Below are 20,369 nucleotides of genomic sequence, written 5' to 3'. Positions count from 1 at the left end.
GCTCAAATAAACTTGAGCTCCTTTTTCTATTTTTACACTTAGTTATTGTTCTTCCCAAAAATCTCTTCTTGCAGGCGACGACCAGTCGGCGTTGCTGCAAGTCCACCTTCTGCTGTTTCACGAAGTGCTACTGGCATCGTTTGTCCAATTCTAAACATTGCCTCAATTACTTCATCACATGGAATTGTACTCGTTACACCAGCTAATGCTAAATCTGCTGAAATCATCGCATTCGCAGCTCCTGCTGCATTACGTTTTACACAAGGCACTTCTACAAGTCCTGCAACAGGATCGCACACTAAACCAAGCATGTTCTTTAATGAAATTGCCATCGCTGTAGCTGCTTGATCTTGTGTTCCACCAGCCATCTCAACTGCAGCTGCAGCCGCCATTCCACTTGCTGAACCAACTTCAGCTTGGCATCCTCCTGCCGCACCAGAAATACAAGCATTATTCGCAACAACCATACCGAAAGCTCCTGCTGTAAATAAGAACTCAATCATTTCTTCACGTGTAGGCTGCAATTTTTCTCTTAGTGCAAATAGTACACCTGGCACTGTTCCAGCAGACCCTGCTGTTGGTGTTGCACAAATAATTCCCATCGCTGCGTTTACTTCATTTGTTGCAACAGCTTTGCTTACTGCATCCAAAATCGTATCTCCAGATAAGCCTTTTCCACTCTTCATATACGCTTGAACTTTTACAGCATCTCCACCAGTTAAACCAGTTGGTGATTTCACGCCGCGAATACCACGTTCTACTGCTTGTTCCATCACGACTAAGTTCTTTTCCATACCAGCAATTACTTCTTCACGTGAAATACGTCTTGTTTCCATTTCACATTGAATCATAATTTCTGCGATTTTTACATTTTGTTCTTTAGCTTGCGCCACTAGTTCCGCTGCGTTCCGAAACATGGTGTGTCCCCCCTGCAATTAATCCATAATAGTTACTTGACAAATATTTTGTTGCGCTTTTATTTCTTCAATCACTTCATCTGCTAATAATTCATCTGTTTCAATAACCATAAGCGCTCTTCTTCCTTTTTCTTTACGAGAAACACTCATTGTACTAATGTTAATCTCGTGTGTAGCAAGGATTGAAGCCACCGCTGCAATAGCACCAAAGCGATCGTTATTTACAATAAGTAGTGCTGGACTTGTGCCTGATAATTGAAGATCGAATCCGTTTAATTCTACAACTTCAATTTTACCGCCACCAATTGAGCAAGCAACAACTTCAATTTCTTCTTCACCTTTATACAAACGAATTCTTGCTGTATTTGGGTGAGGTGCATTGGCATCTTCTTCAATGAATTCCACTTCAATTCCGCGCTCTTTTGCTATTTCTAGCGCCTCTGGAATACGTAAGTCATCTGTTTCAAATCCCAATATTCCACCGATTAGTGCTACATCGGTACCATGCCCTCGATACGTCTTTGCAAATGATCCATATAACGAAATGCTTACTCTTTCTGGTTCATGACGAAACAGCTGGCGAGCAACTTGCCCCATTCTTGCCGCGCCTGCTGTATGTGAACTTGATGGTCCAATCATAACTGGACCGATAATATCAAATACTGAGCGATACTTCATCATAACTCCCCCTAAACCTCTATGAAAAAAATTTATTCTACTATTCTATTAAGCTGCTACATCTGTCGCTTTTCCAGTTGTACCACGAATTTGTTCTGCTGTATGAATTGGATAATTTTTGAATAAAAGTAATCCAATATAACCTGAAATAATACCAGTTATCATAATACATAAGAATCTTAGTATTATTTTCATTAAAAAAATGATATAAGATAATCCACAATAAAGTCTGGTAGCAATCCAAAGTTTAACACAGAAGCCATTGCAAGCATAGCATAAACAAGTGATATCTTTCCTATTATAATTCTCATGTTACTCTCTCATGGTTTAGTCAACTTCACTTGTTACGATAATAACTAAAAAGCATGTGACTTATCATAAATTATAATCTGCCCTCATTATAGCTTGTTTTTTATAAAACGCTTACTTTTGTTGAATTTTAAAAGTTCTGAATAAAAGTCCATTCCTGCTATTTGTATCACTTGTATGTCATCTGACTTATATAACAGTTTTTCTAAATAATCATTATTTCGTATTTTTATCGTATATATTCAAACCATTCTAATTTTCTGTATCATCCAAGTATAAGCATAAAATAATAACAGTTTTATTTTTAAATTTTTTTAGACATAAAAAAATGGTAACCCATCGTTACCATTTTTTACAAAATTATCATTTTTCTACTGGGAATGATTTCAAATCTGTCGCTATTTCTGTATTAGAAAACAACTCTCTTGCCTCTTTCAATAATTCCTTATATGTATCTCCTTGATAGCGAGAACTAATGTGAGTTAAGATTAATCGCTTCGCATTTGCCTGAAGTGCAATGCTCGCAGCTTGCTTAGATGTGGAATGAAAATAATCATGCGCTTGTTGCTCATCTTCTGCTGCGAAAGTCGCTTCATGGACAAGTACATCTGCATCTTGCGCAAGCTCCCTACTCGATTCGCAATATCGCGTATCACCTAAGATAGTAATAATTCTTCCTTTTTGAGGTGGGCCGATAAACTCATTTCCATTTAATATCGTGCCATCCTCTAATTCAACTACTTCTCCATCTTTTAAACGTTTAAAGATTGGACCTGGTTTCACACCCATCTCAAGCAATTTATCAACTAAAAGAGCACCTTGTATATCTTTCTCTACAATACGATATCCAAAACATTCTATACCGTGTGACAATCTTTTCGTTTCTACATAAAATTCATTATCTTCAAATACGGTACCTTCTTCTGTTATCTCCACAACTTCAAGTGGATATTTCACATGTGTCGTACTTACCGATAATGCCACTTCAATAAATTGTTTAATTCCTTTCGGTCCATACACCGTTAAAGGCGTAGTTCCTCCTTGAAATGAACGGCTACCTAATAAACCAGGCAATCCAAAAATATGATCGCCATGTAAATGCGTAATAAATATTTTTTCAATGCGGCGCGGACGTACCGATGTATGTAATATTTGATGTTGCGTGGCCTCGCCACAATCAAATAACCAAGTCTGTCCTCGTTCTTCTAACAATTGTAAAGCAATTGCTGAAACGTTCCTTCCTTTTGAAGGAACACCTGCACCAGTTCCTAAAAATACAAATTCCACTTTCTTTCCTCCAGCTCTAAATATACTCTATCTCTCATCTTACGGAATGTTATTTCAAATGGCAAATCGAATTTACATAACCAATCATCTAGACAACTATATAACACGAACGTTATACTTAAAAAATTTACCAATCGTTCGTGTTTTGTGGTAAAATAATTATACTACATTTTAAGGGAGCGTTTTATTATGAAAGAAGTATTTCGTTTACAAACTGATTTTTCATCTTCATTTGATCGCTGGGTAAGTTCTTTCGTGTCTGATCACCCAGCACAATTAGAATGGACAACTTTAAAGGAATTAATCCATGAATATACAACATCACATACAAATGATACGTTACCAGCATATATTTCTTCAGCTTTAACATATTACGCCCAACGCGTTTCAACTACAAACAGTTCAGAGATTGTTATTTTTGAAAACCCTACAATCTCGTAATCTATAATAAAAAAGCACTGGTTACAGTGCTTTTTTATTTATACTTATTTAACAAATGATCATATTCCGTCCAAAAGTCGGTATACATACTTCGCTCAAGCTCATTTAAAATTATCTTTTCACTTGATTTATTAAATAATTCTTTTGCTTGTAGTGCAAAAGAAACAATTTGTTTTCTATATTCATTTTCATTCAATTCTATATGAAGCCCTTCATAGTATATAGCCTTTTGATCAGTAGAAATAACTTTGACAAAATCCTTTAAAACCACATTTTCACCTATATGGTTTATAGTCCAATGAATTGAAATTGGGCATCCTAACATGAGCATAGTGCCACATCCGTGCAAAATAAGCCCCTCTTCATTTTCAATATCACAAATATATTCTTTATCTAAAGTTCGTAACAGAGCTAAAGCTGATTCACTTATTCCCCATTCCTCATCCATACCTGTCCGCGTAATAATCGTTCCATCCACATTTAAATAAATTTCCCCGTGAGAACATAAATCTTCCTGCTCATTAAACAACCACTTTTGATTCTCAATATTTATAATAAAATTTTGTGGTACCATTACAAATTCCCCTTTTATAAAAATATTTATTTTCCACATTATTTATAATTAATATCATGTATTTCATCCCATATATCTATTATAAATCCATTTAATATTTTAAAAACACAGATAAAAAAGATATTGACACTACGATTTTACAGTGCTAACATTCAACATGTAATTGAATATGGTCTCTGTTAGGTGAGGCTCCTGTATAGAGAAACGCTGCTGCCCAAAAATGTCGAGAGACGCCAATGGGTCAACAGGAAAGGTCGGAATGAAGGCCTTTTTTAACGTAGCTGGTTTCAGTACCTATGCTATACAGTGCTAAAACTCAACGAGGGAGAGGTGCATGTATTTTGTCATACACAAAAACTGTTTTTATTTATGTCTACTAGCAGTCTTTGTTGTGGACTCTTTTAACTGCGAATTCAGACCTTTACTCGTTTTGAGTAAAGGTCTTTTTACGTCTATATGCACCTTACTATGAAACAAACATAGCATATTCAGAAACTACTAAATTGTACGGAGGTGAGGAACAGTTGGCAATTGATGATTCGGCCCAGATACCCATACGTTTTACATTCATATTTCATCATGTAGGTAGGAAAGAAACTGTTCCTCACCATTTCAAATAGTTAGTTAGGTAACAGATTGTTTCCTCCTTCATGACAGAGGAGGAACTACCGATGTTTAATTTACAAAGACAAGAAACAAAGCATGCTTATGAGCAAGATAGCATGAAAACAAATAACGAATTATTAGTGGAGGTTGCAACACAAGATGTAATCTCTGCGTTAAAACTTCTAGAAACAACACAAGATGGATTATCTAAACAAGAAGTGGCTCGTAGACTTTCTTTATACGGTCCGAACGAAATAGCTCATAATAAAATGGCGCCGTGGTACATTCAATTTCTGCTGGCATTTAAAAATCCATTTATTTTCGTTTTATTAGCTCTTGGGGCACTCTCCTTTTTCACAGATGACATACAAGGAACAATTGTCGTATCTGCAATGGTACTACTTAGTGCAACGATTCGGTTTTCCCAAGAATTTCGTTCTCAAAAAGCTGCCGATAATTTAAAGGCTATGGTTCGAACAACTGCGAGCGTATTTAGAATAAATGGATTTGTACATGAAACAAAAAATGTAACGAATTTAAATCGAAATTACACAACAGAAATTCCAATTGAAGAGCTTGTACCTGGCGATATTATTTCCCTTTCAGCTGGTGATATCGTTCCAGCTGATGTGCGTGTTGTATCCGCTAAAGATTTATTTGTTAATCAATCTTCTTTGACAGGGGAAGCACTTCCTATAGAAAAATACGAACACTGCTACCATACAGAAAATAAGCATATCTTACCGAAAAACATGAAAAAAAATTACAATCCACTCGATATGGAAAACCTTTGCTTCATGGGAACAAATATTGTAAGTGGTAGCGCAAAAGCTGTTGTCATCTCAACAAGTACCGATACGTATTTCGGCTCTTTAGCAAATAAGGTAATCGGAAAGCGTGTAGAAACAAGCTTTGATAAAGGTGTAAACAAAGTAAGCTGGCTCTTAATTACATTCATGCTTATTATGGCGCCTATCGTCCTTCTCATTAACGGATTCACAAAGGGAGATTGGCAAGAAGCTTTCTTCTTCGCTATTGCCGTTGCTGTTGGTCTTACACCTGAAATGTTACCAATGATTGTAACTGCTAATTTAGCTAAAGGTGCCGTTAACATGTCTAAACAAAAAGTAATTGTAAAACAGCTAAATTCTATTCAAAACTTAGGTGCTATGAACATTCTTTGTACAGATAAAACCGGAACTTTAACAGAAGATAAAGTTGTCCTTGTTCGTCACTTAGATTCTAATGGAAATAAATGCAATCGTGTCTTGCAATTTGCCTATTTAAATAGTTTCTATCAAACTGGATTGAAAAACTTAATAGATAAAGCTGTTATTAAGCATACAGAGGAAAACAATACATTTGACCCATCAGCTTTTCAAAAGCTAGATGAAATTCCATTCGATTTCGCCCGCCGGCGTATGTCAGTCATCGTAAAAGATATTTCAGGTGAACATACAATGGTTTGTAAAGGTGCCGTAGAAGAAATTTTATCAATTTGCAACTACACTGAAGTGGATAAAAAAATCGTTACACTCACTGAGGAAATACGCTCAAATGTCAAAAAACTAAGCGAGACATTGAATAGTGAAGGTATGCGGGTTATTGCTGTGGCTTATAAAAAAGATAGAAACATAAATGATAAAGAGTACGCAGTAAAAGACGAAACTGATATGATTCTCGCTGGATATATCGGCTTTTTAGATCCACCGAAACCATCTGCAGCAGCTGCAATTCAAGCATTACAAAAGCATGGTGTACAAGTAAAAATTTTAACTGGCGATAACGAAATTGTTACACGAAAAGTTTGTAAAGAAGTTGGATTAGATATCGGCGAACCAATCCTCGGTTACGAGATTGATTCTTTACCAGATAAAGCATTAGCAAAACTTGCTGAAGAAACGACTGTATTTGCGAAGCTTAATCCAATGCAAAAATCTCGCATTATACACGCATTACAAGGAAACAGACACACTGTAGGTTACATGGGAGACGGCATTAACGATGCTGTAGCATTACGTGAAGCTGATGTCGGAATATCTGTTGATACTGCTACTGATATTGCGAAAGAAGCTTCTGATATTATTCTACTCGAAAAAAGTTTAACTATATTAGAAGCCGGGATTGTAGAAGGACGTACTACATTCGGAAATATTTTAAAATATATTAAGATGACAGCTAGCTCTAACTTCGGTAATGTGTTTAGCGTGTTAGTAGCAAGTGCTTTCATTCCTTTTTTACCGATGCTTGCCATTCACCTTTTAATTCAAAACTTACTTTATGATATTTCACAACTTTCTATTCCATGGGACAAAATGGATAAAGAGTTTCTAGAAAAACCACGAAAATGGGATACTGCAAACTTACGAAACTTCATTATTTGTATCGGCCCAATTAGTTCCGTATTTGATATTATCACATACGTAGTCATGTGGAATGTATTTGGTGCAAATACACCGAGCGAGCAATCATTATTCCAGTCCGGTTGGTTTGTCGTTGGATTGTTAACACAAACTTTAATTGTTCACATGATAAGAACACAAAAGATTCCATTTATTCAAAGCACTGCATCAACACCAGTCGTTTTATTAACCGCTCTTATTATGGCAATCGGGATTTATATTCCATTCTCACCACTTGGTGCAGCCGTTGGTTTACAAGCATTGCCACTTAACTACTTTCCTTGGTTAGTAGGAATACTATTAGGCTACGCTTTTTTAACACAATTCCTAAAAAAGCTTTATATTAAAAAGTTTCGTAGCTGGTTGTAAAAATAAGAATGAGTGGATATTCCCCGCTCATTCTAAAAGACATAACACATATTTATATATGGAGGTGACCATGATGGTATGGTACGACATTGTATTCAGATTAGTTATAGCAAGTATTGTAGGAGCTTGCATTGGAATGGAAAGACAATGGAGACACAGAATGGCTGGGTTACGGACAAATGCTCTCGTATCACTTGGTGCCTGTATATTTGTTTTATTATCCGTCATGCTTGATCATGATGCTAGCCCATCCCGCATTGCTGCTCAAGTCGTTAGTGGCATTGGCTTTTTAGGGGCTGGCGTTATTATCCGCGATGGTTTTAGTATTAGAGGGCTAAATACGGCAGCTACTTTATGGTGTGCAGCTGCTGTCGGTACTCTTACAGGCGCCGGTTTCCTCGTTGCAGCTATATTAGGTACAGCCGGCGTGTTACTAGCAAATATACTCCTTCGCCCAATTGCTCTTTTTATGAATAAAAAATCAAAAAAAGAATCACCAGAACAAACAAACTACTTACTTTCCCTTACTTGTTCAGAAGAAAATGAAGCACATATTCGTTTTTTACTTATGCATATGGTAAGTACAGAAGGGCTCGGTTTAAAAGAGTTGTATAGCGAAGACGTAGATTCTAATCGAAAGGTGTGTATACAGGCTACATTACATTGCAAGACAAATGCGGCTATCTTAATTGAAAAAATAGTAAGTAGAATGCTATTAGAATCTGGCGTTACTGCAGCTGGTTGGAAAACTTCATTAGATTTAGAAGCAAGTTAAAAATGAAAGGTGTCATGATTTTACTACTTCATGACACCTTCTACATAAACTTATTTTCTAACTTTTGTTGAAACGACTTCTCTTGCTTACGTAGTAGTTGACTACCTCGTTGTAAAATTGGTGTTCCATACTTATCATTAATTTGATCAATGACAGCAAGTAGTGGTTCTTTTTTCGCATCCTCTTCAAATGAAAACAAATCTAATTGTTTCACCGATTCTGTCTTCCACTCTATTTCAGTAGCTGTAACACCTAGTAAACGAACGGAATCACCATCCCAATGTTGCTTCCATAAACGGGATGCTGCTTGAAAAATATCACGTTCTTCCCAAATCGCATTTTTCAATTGCTTACTCCGTGTTACTGTTCGCCTATCATGGTATTTAATCATAATTTGAATATTATAGCTGACAAGGGTTCGCTTTTGTAATCTTTTACTCACTGATTTTGATAACCGTTCTAACATATCAAGTAATTCTTTCTCTTCATCCATATCCTTTGAAAAAGTCATCGAGTTACCGACACTTTTATGTTGGCCCATTTGACTCGGATCCACTTCCCTATCATCCGTACCTTTTGCACGCTTTTGTAAATCAATACCGTGCTTGCCAATTTTAGCGCGAATGATATGCTCGTCTCCCTTCGCTAACTGTTCAATTGTATGTATATGAATTTCATTTAATTTTTCAGCTGTTTTTTCTCCAATCCCATGCATTGCTTCAACTGGAAGTGGCCAAATCATTTCTGGAATATCACGTTTTCGAAGCACGGTAATACCGAGAGGTTTTTTCATATCAGAAGCTGTTTTTGCTAGGAAAAGATTTGGAGCGATTCCGATACTACACGGAAGCTGTAACTCTGTTAATAGTGCTTGTTGCATCATCTTTGCTATTTCAAGAGGCGAACCAAGTGCATAGCAATCTGTAATATCTAAATATCCTTCATCTATTGAGACTGGTTGTATCTTTTCTGTAAAACGGGAAAGGACTTGAAACATTTGAAATGAAGCTTCGCGATATAATGTGAAATTAGGACGCCTTACAACTAATTGCGGGCATAATCTTTTCGCTTCCCAAAGGGGCATCGTCGTACGTATTCCGTATTCTCTCGCCTCATAACTACATGTTATTATAATTCCTTTTCTCTCTTTTTCATTTCCAGCAACCGCTAATGGCTTTCCTTGTAATGATGGATCATGAGCAATTTCAACAGATGCGAAAAAGCAATTCATATCTACATGTAAAATAACACGACCATTTTTCGGATACATTTCTCGCATAGTACTCACCCCCTGATCAGAACGTTCGTTCTTTTATTATATCAAATTTTGCACAATAGTTATAATAATTACTTGTTCTTTTTTATAATCGATATAAAGAGGATATATATGTGAAAGGGGCTGATTATGATGAAATCAACTAATAAAGTGAAACTTTAATCAGTGGGGGGGTTATTCATCCCCCACTGATTATTAGCCCTCACCAATTGGACTTTTACAAGCAGCCCGATCCCCACCTAACTTCTTTGCTTTCGCTGAATTTTGAGGTGGGGGGCTTACTGCCCGGCAAATAGCGGGCCAAACTCAACTATACATTCCTTGTAGTTATATTAATCATTGCAATTAATTATTTACTACTTCCGATTTTCAATATGAATACGTTAGGATTATTCCCTCGTCTAGTACATATAGCAACAACGTATATACTTCCATAGTTTTTCTTATATTGGCTTATACGTCTTGTCAAAGCAATCGAGTCAAAATAAAAAGCGTGTAAATCACAATTGATTTACACGCTTTTTCTATTCCATTACTTCGCTACTTCTTCAATAATTGCAACAACTAATTCTGCTGTTTTTGCTAACTCTTCAACAGGAATTTTCTCGTTTGTTGTATGAATTTCTTCATAACCAACTGCCAAGTTAACTGTTGGAATACCGTGTCCTGCAATTACGTTTGCATCACTTCCGCCACCACTTTGGTGAAGAGAAGGTGTACGACCAATTTTTTCAGCTGCACGTTTTGCAACTTCTACAACGTGATCGCCATCAGCAAATTTAAATCCTGGGTACATAACGTTTACTTCAACGTCTGCATGACCGCCCATTTCTTTTGCAGTTGTTTCAAATGCTTCTTTCATTTTCGCAACTTGTGCTTCCATTTTCTCATTGATTAACGAACGAGCTTCTGCAAAGATTTGTACATGATCGCAAACGATATTCGTTTGTGTACCACCTTCAAAACGTCCAATATTTGCAGTCGTTTCAGAGTCAATGCGACCAAGTGGCATCTTCGCAATTGCTTTCGCTGCGATAGTAATTGCAGATACACCTTTCTCCGGCGCTACACCAGCGTGAGCTGTTTTCCCGCGAATAATTGCGTTCACTTTCGCTTGTGTTGGAGCTGCAACAACGATTTCACCAACTTTTCCATCGCTATCTAATGCGTAGCCATATTTCGCTGTAATACGCTCACGATCTAAAGCTTTTGCACCAACAAGACCTGATTCTTCTCCGACTGTAATAATAAATTCAATTTTACCGTGAGGGATATTTTTCTCTTTTAAAACACGGATTGCTTCGAACATTGATGCTAATCCAGCTTTATCATCCGCACCTAAAATTGTTGTACCATCTGATACGATATATCCATCTTTAATAGAAGGCTTAATTCCATTACCAGGAACTACTGTATCCATATGAGAAGTAAAGTAAATTGTATCAACACCATCTTTTGTTGCTGGTAAAGTACAAATTAAGTTGCCTGCACCATGACCAGTTACAGCCATTGTGTCATCTTCAAATACTTCTACACCTAAATCTGTAAATTTCTTCGTTAATACTTTGCAGATTTCTGCTTCAAATTTCGTTTCAGAATCTACTTGTACTAATTCCATAAATTCATTTACTAAACGTTCTTGATTAATCATAAGACTGCGCCTCCTGCACTACCATTATGTATGTAACACTACTAATTATAACAGAATTTCGCAAAAGTTTCGAAATACAAGACAAAAAACAGATGGTTTACATGTCTAGATAACCATCTGCTTTCTATTACTCATTTAACAATACCCAGCGCATATGATCCTCCCACACGCCATTTACCATTAACATCTTCCTAGACACGCCTTCATATTGAAAACCTATCTTCGTCACCACTTGTATAGATGCTAAATTACGAGGCATAATCGGAGCTTCTATACGATGTAACTGAAATTCCTCAAAAGCAACTTGAATTGCTTTTCTAAGTGCTTCTGTCGTATACCCTTTGTTTAACTCTGCTTTATCTAATTTATAACCGAGTACACAAGATTGATAAATGCCACGAACGATTAAATTAAATGAAATACACCCAATTATTTTTGTATCATCACCCTTTTTAAAAATCCATAGTCTGATGATTTTCCCGTCTTCGAACTCTTTTCTATCCTTTTGCAACTTTTTCTTTTGATAATCTAGCGTAAAAAAATCATCCGGTCTATACTCTTCCCAAGCTTTTAAAAATTCACGATTTCTGTCGTAATATTGAAGAACTGTTTCAGCATACGACTCATCTATTTCCCTTAAGTATAAACGATCTGTTTCGTATATTTTCATCATCGTATCTCCATTCTTCAGCTTGCCCAACTAAAAATTAACAATATATCCTTTAACTATATTCTCTATACACACTCAAATTTCCTGTTATATTTTGCAATCCCCTCCCGAATTTTGTCCTCACTCTCCCCTTGTCCATAATTTCATTTCTCGTTACAATGAAATTGTACTGATTTGCAAGGAGGTATAACGATGCATAAAAAAGCTCAAAAAATTATGGTTTATGTGATGCTAATTTCTATGCTTGTAACAACATTACTTGCTGGCGCGAGTATGTTTTGGTAAAAAGGGCGATGTGTTCGTCCTTTTTTTACTTTTTACACATGAAAAAATAAACCATCTCGACATCGAGATGGTTTATTTTATATAAAACACAATCGCTACAATACTAAAGGAAAATGACATTACAAGTGCTATTACAAAACTTGTATATTGTTTCTGCTGAAATGCTCCAATAACAAAAGTGAGATTAAGTAATGCCATACATACAATCGCTACAAGATAAGAACATATATTAAAAGTTGCCAATATGAATGTAATAACAAATAGAAATCCCATAAAAAACTGCATATACGAAAGTTTTGGATTCAAGTACATATGAGCAACCCCTTTATCTAATTTTATCTTTCTATACTTTCATTAACGCATGGTTATGTACACATGTCAAGACAACTTATTACAATAGAAAAAGCCAACCTTTTCGTTGGCTTTTTCATATGCAACGGCTCCTTTTTCTTTTGCCAATTGCTGAAATGATTTTTTCGATTTCACAATCCATACTTTCGTTCCAATTGGAATACGATCAAACAAATATTCCACATCGTTTTTCTTCATTCTTATACATCCTTGTGAAATATACTTTCCAATTGAACTCGGTTGGTTTGTTCCATGTATTCCATATTTACTTCCATCAGTTCCTCTTGCATTAAATCCAATCCACCTTGATCCAAGTGGATTTTTTGGCGATCCACCTGGAATATCCTTCGCAATGTAATATGGATCCTTCGCTTTCATTACAACATCAAAAGTTCCTTCTGGAGTTAATTCATTCGTTTTCCCTGTCGCTACTGGAAAAACCTTTTGAATCTTTCCATCGTCAATGTAAGCTAATTTATTCGTTGCTTTATTTACAATAATAAAAGGATCTCCGGCACGTGGATTCTCCCCAAGAGGCCAAAGCGGCGATAAAGAAAGACATAATATGATAGAGAGAAGATACGGCATAGATAATTCCTACCTTCTATATAAGTTCTTTTATATTATCCTTTCCCTTAAAGCGACTTTTAATGAGTAAATATTGTTCCATTTCATACACAAGTTGAACAAGTTTCGCACGTATCTCAAATTCTTCGCGTGTAGCTGGCAATGGCATGTCTCTAAATAATTCCCTCATTTCTTGAAGCTGCCTTAAGGAAATAACGCCAGTACTCTCAGGGCTAATAGCATTACCAATGTTTTCAACAACATCTGCAATCATGTCAGCTTGTTCATATGTCCACGATAAAGAAGCTGCTAGTGGTATCATTCGCTCTAAAATTTCGAATTGTTGCATACGCATATTAAAATAACGATAGTAATAATCATCTTCTCGCATAAATGCATTCTCAAGTTTTTTAAACGATAAATCTCTTGCCTCATTTAACATATTCTCGGTTTCAATGAGTTCTGCTCCACTCCAACTACTTTCTCGATTTCGTAAATACACAACCATTTCAAACAAAATCGTTTTAAAATTACTCTCTATTTTATCTTGATACTCTTTTAGCTTATTTTCACTACTCGGCATATACATATTCACTAATAGAGCCACGCTAATCCCTATCGTTAATATAGCAATTTCATTTCCAACTATAAGCCATGTAATTTGCTTCAATGAATACAGGTGCATAACAATAACTGAGCTCGTGACAATACCCTCTTGAATTTTGAGCATAACTGCAGTCGGAATAAATGTAAGTAATAATACACTAATTGCTAGTGGTGTATATCCAATTGTTTCAAAAATGCAAAACGCGAACACCATTGATAATATACAAGCTAAAAAACGATGTATTGATACTTGCAGTGATTTACGTTTCGTATTTTGTACACACAATATAACTAAAATACCCGCTGAACTATAAAATTCTAATCCTAATAACTGAGCAATAAAAACTGCCGCGCCTGTCCCAATTGCCGTTTTTACTGTACGATATCCAATTTTAAACATATCATTACTCCTATATGTATAAACGTATTTACAGTTAGTATAAAAAAAGGATGACACAATGTCATCCTTTTCTACTTATTATTCACATAACCTTTTCATATTACAATATTTTTTGTAAAAATTGTTGCGCACGTTCACTTTTCGGCGCTGCAAAAAATTCTTCTGGCACACTATCTTCTACAAGCTTTCCTCCGTCCAAGAAAAGAACACGATCTGCCACTTCTTTTGCAAAGCCCATTTCATGTGTAACGATAGCCATCGTCATTCCTGTCGTAACTAACGATTTCATAACTTCTAACACTTCTTTCACCATCTCTGGATCTAGCGCCGATGTCGGTTCATCAAATAACATAACTTCCGGTTCCATCGCTAACGCTCTTGCAATTGCTACACGTTGCTTTTGTCCTCCCGAAAGACGATTCGGATACGTATCTTTTTTATCTACTAATCCAACCTTTTCTAAAAGTTTCTCCGCTTTCTTTTCAGCTTCTTGCTTCGTTACCCCTTTTACATTGATAGGAGCATACGTAATATTTTCTAATACAGTCATATGAGGAAATAAGTGAAAATGCTGAAATACCATACCGACATTTTCACGAACATGCATAACATTCGTTTTCGAATTCGTTACTTCTTCCGTTCCAATCCAAATGTGACCATCCGTTGGTGCTTCTAACATATTCATACAACGTAAAAATGTTGATTTTCCTGATCCAGAAGGTCCTATAATTGCAACTACTTCCCCTTTTTCAATCGTTGTTGTAATTCCTTTTAATACTTCGTTTTTACCAAATGATTTATGAAGGTTTTCAATTTTAATCACTTTTCTTCATTCTCCCTTCAATTGCCTTCCCGACTAATGTAAGAATAATGACTAACATATAATAAATGAGTCCAACAAAAAGTAATGGTTCAAGATATTTAAATGTCTCACCGCCTACGATGTAAGCACGACGCATTAAATCAGTCGCGCCTATTACTGTTACTACAGCCGATTCTTTCGTAAGTGTCGCAAATTCGTTCACAAGAGCTGGTAATATATTTTTTAATGCTTGAGGGAAAATAATATTTCTCATCATTTTTCCGTACGGTATCCCTAAAGCCATCGCTGCTTCTGTTTGTCCTTTATCAACTGCTTGAATACCAGCACGAATCACTTCTGACATGTATGCACCTGAATTCAAGCTAAATGCAAGTACAGCTGCTAAGAATGCTGGTATTTCATAACCAATTATTTGCGGGACGCCGAAATAAATAATCATTAATTGCAATACAAGTGGTGTACCACGAAAAATTGATGTATAAAAATCTGCTGCTATATTTAACGCTCGTATTCTAGCAATTTTACAAAGTGCTAATAATGTTCCTAAAATAAATCCTGCTAAAGCTGATACTGCTACAATTTTCAAAGTAACTTCTAAACCTTTTAGTATATATGGTATCGAAGGCGTAATCGCCGAAAAATCTAAGTTCATCCTTTTCATTCCCCTCAAAGAAAAGTGAAAGGCAGCTTATTTTTCGCTGCCAAACCATTTCTTCACTAATTTATCCATTTCTCCATTTTCTTGCATTTTTTTAATTACTTTATTAAATTCAGCTGTTTTATCACTATTTTTCGGAAGGGCAATTGCTGCGCCAACTTCTTCTGGCGCTTCTTTAATTTCAATTCCTTTTAAATCTTTCATTTTCTCTAAATAATTTTTAGCAACTGTGTCTTCTATAATTGCAGCGTCAAAACGACCAGCTTTAATTTCTTGTACGATTTCTGGTATACGGTCACGTCCCTCAACTTGGAAATCTACTTGTTTTTTAAATTCTGCTGCTTTCTCTTCTTGAATAGATCCTGTTTGTACTCCTACTTTTTTCCCTTTTAAATCCTCTACAGATTTAATATTAGAATCCTTTTTAGAAACGACCATATTTTTCGCAACAAAATAAATATCTGTAAAATCAACATTATTTTTACGCTCTGCAGTTGGCGTCATACCTGCCATTACGAAATCAACTTTTCCTGAACTAAGAGATGCTAATAAACCACCAAAGTCCATATCTTTCACTTTCACTTCATACCCAAGTTCTTTTCCGATATATTTAGCAACATCAACATCAAAACCAATAATTTCATCACTTTTTGAAGCTTCCACGTATTCATATGGTTTATAATCTGCTGAAGTCCCCATTACGAGTACTTTCTTATTTCCTTTTGTTTCTTTCGATTCCCCATTACTACAAGCGCTGAATATACTTACAATTAAAATAAGTGCAAACGATATTGATAATAACTTCTTCATCTTTCTTCCCCCTAATAATGTATATTTAAAAGTTTAATAGAATATTTATTCGATGTTTGTATTGTATCAGCACTTTTATTTTTATGCAATATATAAAATAAAAATAAATAAAATAACAATATAAACGCTTTTTGTCGTGTATAAAATAATGCATAAAATAACATAACTATGCATATCTCAGAAATTAAAATAATAAATAAAAAAGGCGGCACATCCACTTGATTGTGGACGTGCCGCCTTTTTTATTATTTTTTATAGTTCTTCACAATTCTCTTCGAAATACGATTGTAGTTTTGCAATAACTTGCATCGGTTCATGACCTTCAATTTCATGACGCTCTACCATCGTTACAATTTTTCCATCTTTTAATAAAGCAAATGATGGAGAAGAAGGTGGGTACCCTTCGAAATATTCACGCGCTCTTGCTGTCGCTTCTTTATCTTGACCTGCAAACACCGTTACAAGGTGGTTAGGACGTTTATCATAATGTACGGAATGCGCAGCAGCAGGACGAGCGATACCACCTGCACAACCACATACAGAGTTTACCATTACAAGTGTTGTTCCATTTCTTTTAAACGCTTCTTCTACCGCTTCCGGCGTCGTCAATTCTGTATATCCAGCAGAGACAATCTCTTCACGCGCTTGGCGGACAACATCATTCATAAAAAAGTTAAAATTAATCACTCTTTTCCCTCCTCTAAAACTACCTATTTGTATCTTACCAGTTAATGTTTATGAAATACAAGTAAGTTTACTTGTATTTAAGTATAGAAAAGGTGTTAGAGCACTTGCTCTAACACCTTTTCTTTAATGACCACGATGTTTTTGCTTTGCTTTTTGTACTTTAATTAAACGTCTTCTTTCTTTTTCAGCTTCTCGCTTCTCCTTAGACTGCACTTTCTTTTCTTGTTTATGCAATTCATAAGATAAACTAATCGCCTCTTGCGCCTTAGTAAAACGTTTAACATTTGTTTCTTTTGCTGTTTGTCGTATGATACGCTTTATATTTTTAGGACGCTGTTTTTCTTTAACTTCTACACCACATTTTGCAAAATGCTGAAAATGCTCTAAAAGTGAACCATTCACAAACATAAGCACTTCTTCATCTGACGGTTCCGCTCCAAAAATATACCTCGCTCCATACAATTTCCCTTGTTCTTTGCATGTAATAATTCCAACAAAAAATTGGCCATCATGATATACTGTCAACTCCATTGACAGCCCCTCCTTTAAAAAATTAGAAATACGGGACATCCCGGAGGGGAAGGTTACTGACATGAAATCATGCGTCTGGACTACCAACCAGAGCTGTGTTTTTGTATTTCTTTCACTTTTATTATATCTTTTTTTCCATAATATTCATATATTCAGCAATCATTTTTTTATGCGATCCCACAATATAGTCAGGTAGTTCTGTTACTGAAAAGAATTTAAGCTGAACTGCTTCTTCTTTATTCATAACAAAATCCCCTTCGTATTCATCCGTATAATAGGCGGTTGTTACAGATTGAAATTCATCACCGTTTGCTAATTTTGTAAAGTAGTTCGCTCCAGAAAATACATTGATTAGTCGCAAGTTCTTCACTTTTATTCCTGTCTCTTCATATACTTCACGATAAGCTGTTTCTTCTGGTGATTCACTAAGCTCCATTAGTCCGCCAGGTAGCCCCCATTTTCCGTACGGCTCTGTCCGCTGCTGCAATAAAACATAACCATTTTCATTTATAACGAGTACAACAGCACCAACTAAAATTAAAGGGCGATGACCAACTATTTTTCGTAATTCTTCTACATATCCCACCGTATCGCCTCCTTTTTCATTGTCCACACTATTGTATCATATGTACAAAACGACAAAATGCGTATATTTTTCATTTTTTTAACAAAATATTTATTTTATGTGATTCATCTACTGTAGCTAACATAATGGATTCAATTTCCGCACTCTTCTCTAAAAACTCTTTTGCCCACTCTTCTGTTTTTCCTATTAAAGCGAGAACGTCCTGTTGAATCCTTCCATTTTTCACTAAAATGAAAGAAACTGGAGACCTTCTCCCCGCCACTTTTAGATCCCGCCGTGAAGCTGCTTCATATTCTGGATACTGAAATATAGAAACAACGCCACTCGCTTCCCATAATGCTAATTTAACCGTTTGAATATCGCTCACATTTCGCATGCGAAGTTCCGAAAATAAATATTCCGCCGTAATTCTCGCCTTTTTCAAATTGCTAAAATCAATGGAACCATTGTGTATAAGAATGATAGGTGCTGGCTCTAAAAAGCGTCTCCATCTATCCCATTTCAGCATTAAAACTGAGCTTATAATATGAAGTACAACGAGTATGAACGTTGTAATCATCGAGCCCAGTAACCCTACTTTTTCATCAGACAATGCGTTAGAAATATTCCCACCAAGCAATAACACTAATACAACATCTAAAAAACGAAGTTGTGCGATAGACCTTTGCCCCATCGCTTTCGCAACTAATATTAAAAATATGTATGCTATAATAGCCCGAATAACCCATTCACTATTAGAAAGATGCCGTGCTCCTTCAAAAATATGCATATGCATCAATTTGCACTCCTTACCCGTCTCAAACTGCTATCCTGTTTTAGTTTGCAACGTTTATGAGCATATATGTAAAAAAGCTGATTCGTTTAAAAACGAACCAGCTTTTTTTACTTAACTGAAAACATATATTTTTTATAAGTTTTCCGTACCGATAGTATGAGCCCCATCATAATCATATTCGAGAATAAGGAACTTCCCCCATACGATAAGAAAGGTAATGCAATACCTTTTACAGGCATTAATCCAACGATCATACCGATGTTTTGGAATATTTGAACTGTTAATATACCAATCGATCCAGCGCATAATAATGTACCAAATAAATTATCAGCGGAATAACCAATAATAATTGTTCGATATAGTAGTAATAGGAACAAGAAGACAACTAACGCTGCTACGATAAACCCACCTTCTTCGGCAATTGTAGCGAAAATAAAGTCAGTATGCTTCTCTGGGATATAGACGCTTCCTCCCCCAAACCCTTTACCTTCCATTCCTCCACTACCTACAGCTAAAATCGATTGTTGCGTTTGGTAACCTTGATCTGCATTTTCAAATGGATTTAACCAACCTACAATACGCGACTGTTGGTGAGGTTTTAGTAAAGTAACTAAATTATTATAGAAAAAATCTTGATACTTAAAGAAAATAAATATTAAAGCAGATAATATGGTCAACGGAATAACTGTACATAATGCTATCAATTTCTTTTGTATACCTGACATAAATAAAATACATGCAATTGCAGCAGCATATAAGAACACCATACCTGTATCCGGTTGACTATATACAACCGCCATAGGCGGAAGTGACACTAGCATAATTTTACCTACTAGCTTTAAATCTGTTTGGAATGTCCTTGCCATATACTGTGCATTATGTTTCACTGCTATACTCGCTACTACAAGAAGCAATGCAATTTTGAAAAACTCGGACGGCTGAATTTGTCCAAATACTGGGAAAACAAACCATCTTTTTGCACCTAATTTTTCAGGTGTAAAACCTGATGGTGGTAATACTTTCAAAAGAATAAGTGAAGCAAACCCAGCAATATAAAGCGGCCAAGACAATTTTTGCAACTGATCTAAGTCAATGCTAGCAATAAGAAGTAACAATATAACCCCAATTATGTAGTTAATCCCCTGCTTCATAGCAAAGTTTGCAGCTCCATACTGTCCCGTTTGCTGACTGCTATATATAGCAGCTATACTCGTCACACATAGTGCACACAAAATTAAAATTAATTTTACATCTAAACTTTTTAGAAACTCGGTACTTCTTTTCATGACATCCTCCTGAAACATTGTTACAGCAAAATAAAAAACCAGGAGTCAA

Annotated in this window: 22 protein-coding genes and 1 riboswitch; of the genes, 4 read left to right on the top strand and 18 right to left on the bottom strand. The window is 35.8% G+C overall.

The window, feature by feature from the left end; all coding sequences use genetic code 11:
* Positions 1–38 precede the first annotated feature (38 nt).
* The 3 genes from sdaAA to rnz all read right to left on the bottom strand — a co-directional run bounded on the left by sdaAA (position 39) and on the right by rnz (position 3,191).
* Positions 39–917, bottom strand: a complete 879-nt coding sequence (gene sdaAA / locus N2V92_RS14165; RefSeq protein ID WP_000489454.1) for an L-serine ammonia-lyase, iron-sulfur-dependent, subunit alpha — start codon at positions 915–917, stop codon at positions 39–41.
* Between the two features lie 18 nt (positions 918–935).
* Positions 936–1,595, bottom strand: a complete 660-nt coding sequence (sdaAB, locus tag N2V92_RS14160; protein WP_000877451.1) for an L-serine ammonia-lyase, iron-sulfur-dependent subunit beta — start codon at positions 1,593–1,595, stop codon at positions 936–938.
* A 672-nt stretch (positions 1,596–2,267) separates the two neighbouring features.
* A complete protein-coding gene (rnz, locus tag N2V92_RS14155; RefSeq protein ID WP_042595645.1) occupies positions 2,268–3,191 on the bottom strand; it encodes a ribonuclease Z in 924 nt (307 codons plus the stop codon).
* 189 nt (positions 3,192–3,380) lie between these two features.
* On the opposite strand from rnz, the gene N2V92_RS14150 reads away from it, so the two are divergent.
* Positions 3,381–3,632 (top strand): DUF3932 family protein, encoded by a 252-nt coding sequence (locus N2V92_RS14150; RefSeq protein WP_000665709.1) that lies wholly within the window; start codon positions 3,381–3,383, stop codon positions 3,630–3,632.
* A 34-nt stretch (positions 3,633–3,666) separates the two neighbouring features.
* Here N2V92_RS14150 and N2V92_RS14145 read toward each other — a convergent pair whose 3' ends face one another.
* Positions 3,667–4,206 carry a hypothetical protein gene (locus N2V92_RS14145; protein ID WP_000249065.1) on the bottom strand — a complete coding sequence of 180 codons (540 nt, stop codon included), beginning with the start codon at positions 4,204–4,206 and terminating at the stop codon, positions 3,667–3,669.
* Between the two features lie 168 nt (positions 4,207–4,374).
* Positions 4,375–4,542, top strand: a riboswitch (M-box (ykoK) riboswitch).
* 335 nt (positions 4,543–4,877) lie between these two features.
* Between N2V92_RS14145 and mgtA the strand changes: the two genes are divergently transcribed.
* Complete coding sequence (mgtA, locus tag N2V92_RS14140) at positions 4,878–7,583, top strand: magnesium-translocating P-type ATPase (RefSeq protein ID WP_016077262.1); 2,706 nt, start codon at positions 4,878–4,880, stop codon at positions 7,581–7,583.
* A gap of 73 nt (positions 7,584–7,656) precedes the next feature.
* A complete protein-coding gene (locus N2V92_RS14135; protein ID WP_016077261.1) occupies positions 7,657–8,358 on the top strand; it encodes an MgtC/SapB family protein in 702 nt (233 codons plus the stop codon).
* A gap of 40 nt (positions 8,359–8,398) precedes the next feature.
* Here the strand turns inward: N2V92_RS14135 and N2V92_RS14130 are convergent, their stop codons facing one another.
* The 3 genes from N2V92_RS14130 to N2V92_RS14120 all read right to left on the bottom strand — a co-directional run bounded on the left by N2V92_RS14130 (position 8,399) and on the right by N2V92_RS14120 (position 11,958).
* Positions 8,399–9,637 carry a DNA polymerase IV gene (locus N2V92_RS14130; protein WP_001208861.1) on the bottom strand — a complete coding sequence of 413 codons (1,239 nt, stop codon included), beginning with the start codon at positions 9,635–9,637 and terminating at the stop codon, positions 8,399–8,401.
* A 529-nt stretch (positions 9,638–10,166) separates the two neighbouring features.
* On the bottom strand, positions 10,167–11,285 hold the full coding sequence (locus N2V92_RS14125) for a tripeptidase T (RefSeq protein WP_000609803.1): 1,119 nt from the start codon (positions 11,283–11,285) through the stop codon (positions 10,167–10,169).
* 127 nt (positions 11,286–11,412) lie between these two features.
* Positions 11,413–11,958 (bottom strand): GNAT family N-acetyltransferase, encoded by a 546-nt coding sequence (locus tag N2V92_RS14120; protein WP_014894891.1) that lies wholly within the window; start codon positions 11,956–11,958, stop codon positions 11,413–11,415.
* 189 nt (positions 11,959–12,147) lie between these two features.
* On the opposite strand from N2V92_RS14120, the gene prli42 reads away from it, so the two are divergent.
* On the top strand, positions 12,148–12,240 hold the full coding sequence (gene prli42 / locus N2V92_RS14115; protein WP_000549037.1) for a stressosome-associated protein Prli42: 93 nt from the start codon (positions 12,148–12,150) through the stop codon (positions 12,238–12,240).
* 72 nt (positions 12,241–12,312) lie between these two features.
* Here the strand turns inward: prli42 and N2V92_RS14110 are convergent, their stop codons facing one another.
* The 11 genes from N2V92_RS14110 to N2V92_RS14060 all read right to left on the bottom strand — a co-directional run bounded on the left by N2V92_RS14110 (position 12,313) and on the right by N2V92_RS14060 (position 20,320).
* Positions 12,313–12,552, bottom strand: coding sequence for a DUF3894 domain-containing protein (locus tag N2V92_RS14110; protein ID WP_000281167.1), 240 nt, complete (start codon positions 12,550–12,552; stop codon positions 12,313–12,315).
* Between the two features lie 66 nt (positions 12,553–12,618).
* Positions 12,619–13,179, bottom strand: a complete 561-nt coding sequence (locus N2V92_RS14105) for a L,D-transpeptidase (protein WP_016077260.1) — start codon at positions 13,177–13,179, stop codon at positions 12,619–12,621.
* A 16-nt stretch (positions 13,180–13,195) separates the two neighbouring features.
* On the bottom strand, positions 13,196–14,164 hold the full coding sequence (locus N2V92_RS14100) for an aromatic acid exporter family protein (RefSeq protein WP_016077259.1): 969 nt from the start codon (positions 14,162–14,164) through the stop codon (positions 13,196–13,198).
* Between the two features lie 100 nt (positions 14,165–14,264).
* The gene (locus tag N2V92_RS14095; protein ID WP_000590207.1) at positions 14,265–14,987 is read right to left on the bottom strand and encodes an amino acid ABC transporter ATP-binding protein; all 723 of its coding nucleotides are present in this window, start codon (positions 14,985–14,987) and stop codon (positions 14,265–14,267) included.
* Positions 14,980–15,639 carry an amino acid ABC transporter permease gene (locus N2V92_RS14090; protein WP_001046915.1) on the bottom strand — a complete coding sequence of 220 codons (660 nt, stop codon included), beginning with the start codon at positions 15,637–15,639 and terminating at the stop codon, positions 14,980–14,982. The genes N2V92_RS14095 and N2V92_RS14090 overlap by 8 nt, the downstream gene beginning before the upstream one ends.
* A 36-nt stretch (positions 15,640–15,675) precedes the next feature.
* Positions 15,676–16,455, bottom strand: coding sequence for a transporter substrate-binding domain-containing protein (locus N2V92_RS14085; RefSeq protein WP_000735462.1), 780 nt, complete (start codon positions 16,453–16,455; stop codon positions 15,676–15,678).
* Between the two features lie 252 nt (positions 16,456–16,707).
* Complete coding sequence (locus N2V92_RS14080; protein WP_001979317.1) at positions 16,708–17,121, bottom strand: BrxA/BrxB family bacilliredoxin; 414 nt, start codon at positions 17,119–17,121, stop codon at positions 16,708–16,710.
* Between the two features lie 144 nt (positions 17,122–17,265).
* Entirely contained in the window at positions 17,266–17,673 is a 408-nt protein-coding gene (locus tag N2V92_RS14075) for a YjdF family protein (RefSeq protein WP_000424202.1), read from the bottom strand.
* A 121-nt stretch (positions 17,674–17,794) separates the two neighbouring features.
* Entirely contained in the window at positions 17,795–18,259 is a 465-nt protein-coding gene (locus N2V92_RS14070; RefSeq protein WP_000542552.1) for an NUDIX hydrolase, read from the bottom strand.
* A gap of 70 nt (positions 18,260–18,329) precedes the next feature.
* On the bottom strand, positions 18,330–19,034 hold the full coding sequence (locus N2V92_RS14065) for a DUF421 domain-containing protein (protein ID WP_000550956.1): 705 nt from the start codon (positions 19,032–19,034) through the stop codon (positions 18,330–18,332).
* 107 nt (positions 19,035–19,141) lie between these two features.
* The gene (locus tag N2V92_RS14060; protein ID WP_016077258.1) at positions 19,142–20,320 is read right to left on the bottom strand and encodes an FtsW/RodA/SpoVE family cell cycle protein; all 1,179 of its coding nucleotides are present in this window, start codon (positions 20,318–20,320) and stop codon (positions 19,142–19,144) included.
* Positions 20,321–20,369: the final 49 nt, after the last annotated feature.

This window comes from Bacillus sp. CH_48 (assembly GCF_038008465.1).
In the GTDB taxonomy this organism is placed as follows: Bacteria; Bacillota; Bacilli; order Bacillales; family Bacillaceae_G; genus Bacillus_A; species Bacillus_A thuringiensis_S.
Note: the sequence above shows the minus strand (reverse complement) of the source record. Positions and strands in the feature narration are given on the sequence as shown.

Excerpts from the sequence above, each read along its gene's own strand:
- sdaAB (WP_000877451.1), bottom strand. The coding sequence starts at position 1,595 with ATGAAGTATCGCTCAGTATTTGATATTATCGGTCCAGTTATGATTGGA.
- N2V92_RS14090 (WP_001046915.1), bottom strand. The coding sequence starts at position 15,639 with ATGAACTTAGATTTTTCGGCGATTACGCCTTCGATACCATATATACTA.
- mgtA (WP_016077262.1), top strand. The coding sequence starts at position 4,878 with ATGTTTAATTTACAAAGACAAGAAACAAAGCATGCTTATGAGCAAGAT.
- N2V92_RS14065 (WP_000550956.1), bottom strand. The coding sequence starts at position 19,034 with ATGCATATGCATATTTTTGAAGGAGCACGGCATCTTTCTAATAGTGAA.
- N2V92_RS14150 (WP_000665709.1), top strand. The coding sequence starts at position 3,381 with ATGAAAGAAGTATTTCGTTTACAAACTGATTTTTCATCTTCATTTGAT.
- N2V92_RS14130 (WP_001208861.1), bottom strand. The coding sequence starts at position 9,637 with ATGCGAGAAATGTATCCGAAAAATGGTCGTGTTATTTTACATGTAGAT.
- N2V92_RS14125 (WP_000609803.1), bottom strand. The coding sequence starts at position 11,285 with ATGATTAATCAAGAACGTTTAGTAAATGAATTTATGGAATTAGTACAA.
- N2V92_RS14145 (WP_000249065.1), bottom strand. The coding sequence starts at position 4,206 with ATGGTACCACAAAATTTTATTATAAATATTGAGAATCAAAAGTGGTTG.
- N2V92_RS14060 (WP_016077258.1), bottom strand. The coding sequence starts at position 20,320 with ATGAAAAGAAGTACCGAGTTTCTAAAAAGTTTAGATGTAAAATTAATT.
- prli42 (WP_000549037.1), top strand. The coding sequence starts at position 12,148 with ATGCATAAAAAAGCTCAAAAAATTATGGTTTATGTGATGCTAATTTCT.
- sdaAA (WP_000489454.1), bottom strand. The coding sequence starts at position 917 with ATGTTTCGGAACGCAGCGGAACTAGTGGCGCAAGCTAAAGAACAAAAT.
- N2V92_RS14135 (WP_016077261.1), top strand. The coding sequence starts at position 7,657 with ATGGTATGGTACGACATTGTATTCAGATTAGTTATAGCAAGTATTGTA.
- N2V92_RS14110 (WP_000281167.1), bottom strand. The coding sequence starts at position 12,552 with ATGTACTTGAATCCAAAACTTTCGTATATGCAGTTTTTTATGGGATTT.
- N2V92_RS14120 (WP_014894891.1), bottom strand. The coding sequence starts at position 11,958 with ATGATGAAAATATACGAAACAGATCGTTTATACTTAAGGGAAATAGAT.
- N2V92_RS14085 (WP_000735462.1), bottom strand. The coding sequence starts at position 16,455 with ATGAAGAAGTTATTATCAATATCGTTTGCACTTATTTTAATTGTAAGT.
- N2V92_RS14105 (WP_016077260.1), bottom strand. The coding sequence starts at position 13,179 with ATGCCGTATCTTCTCTCTATCATATTATGTCTTTCTTTATCGCCGCTT.
- N2V92_RS14075 (WP_000424202.1), bottom strand. The coding sequence starts at position 17,673 with ATGGAGTTGACAGTATATCATGATGGCCAATTTTTTGTTGGAATTATT.
- N2V92_RS14100 (WP_016077259.1), bottom strand. The coding sequence starts at position 14,164 with ATGTTTAAAATTGGATATCGTACAGTAAAAACGGCAATTGGGACAGGC.
- N2V92_RS14080 (WP_001979317.1), bottom strand. The coding sequence starts at position 17,121 with ATGAATGATGTTGTCCGCCAAGCGCGTGAAGAGATTGTCTCTGCTGGA.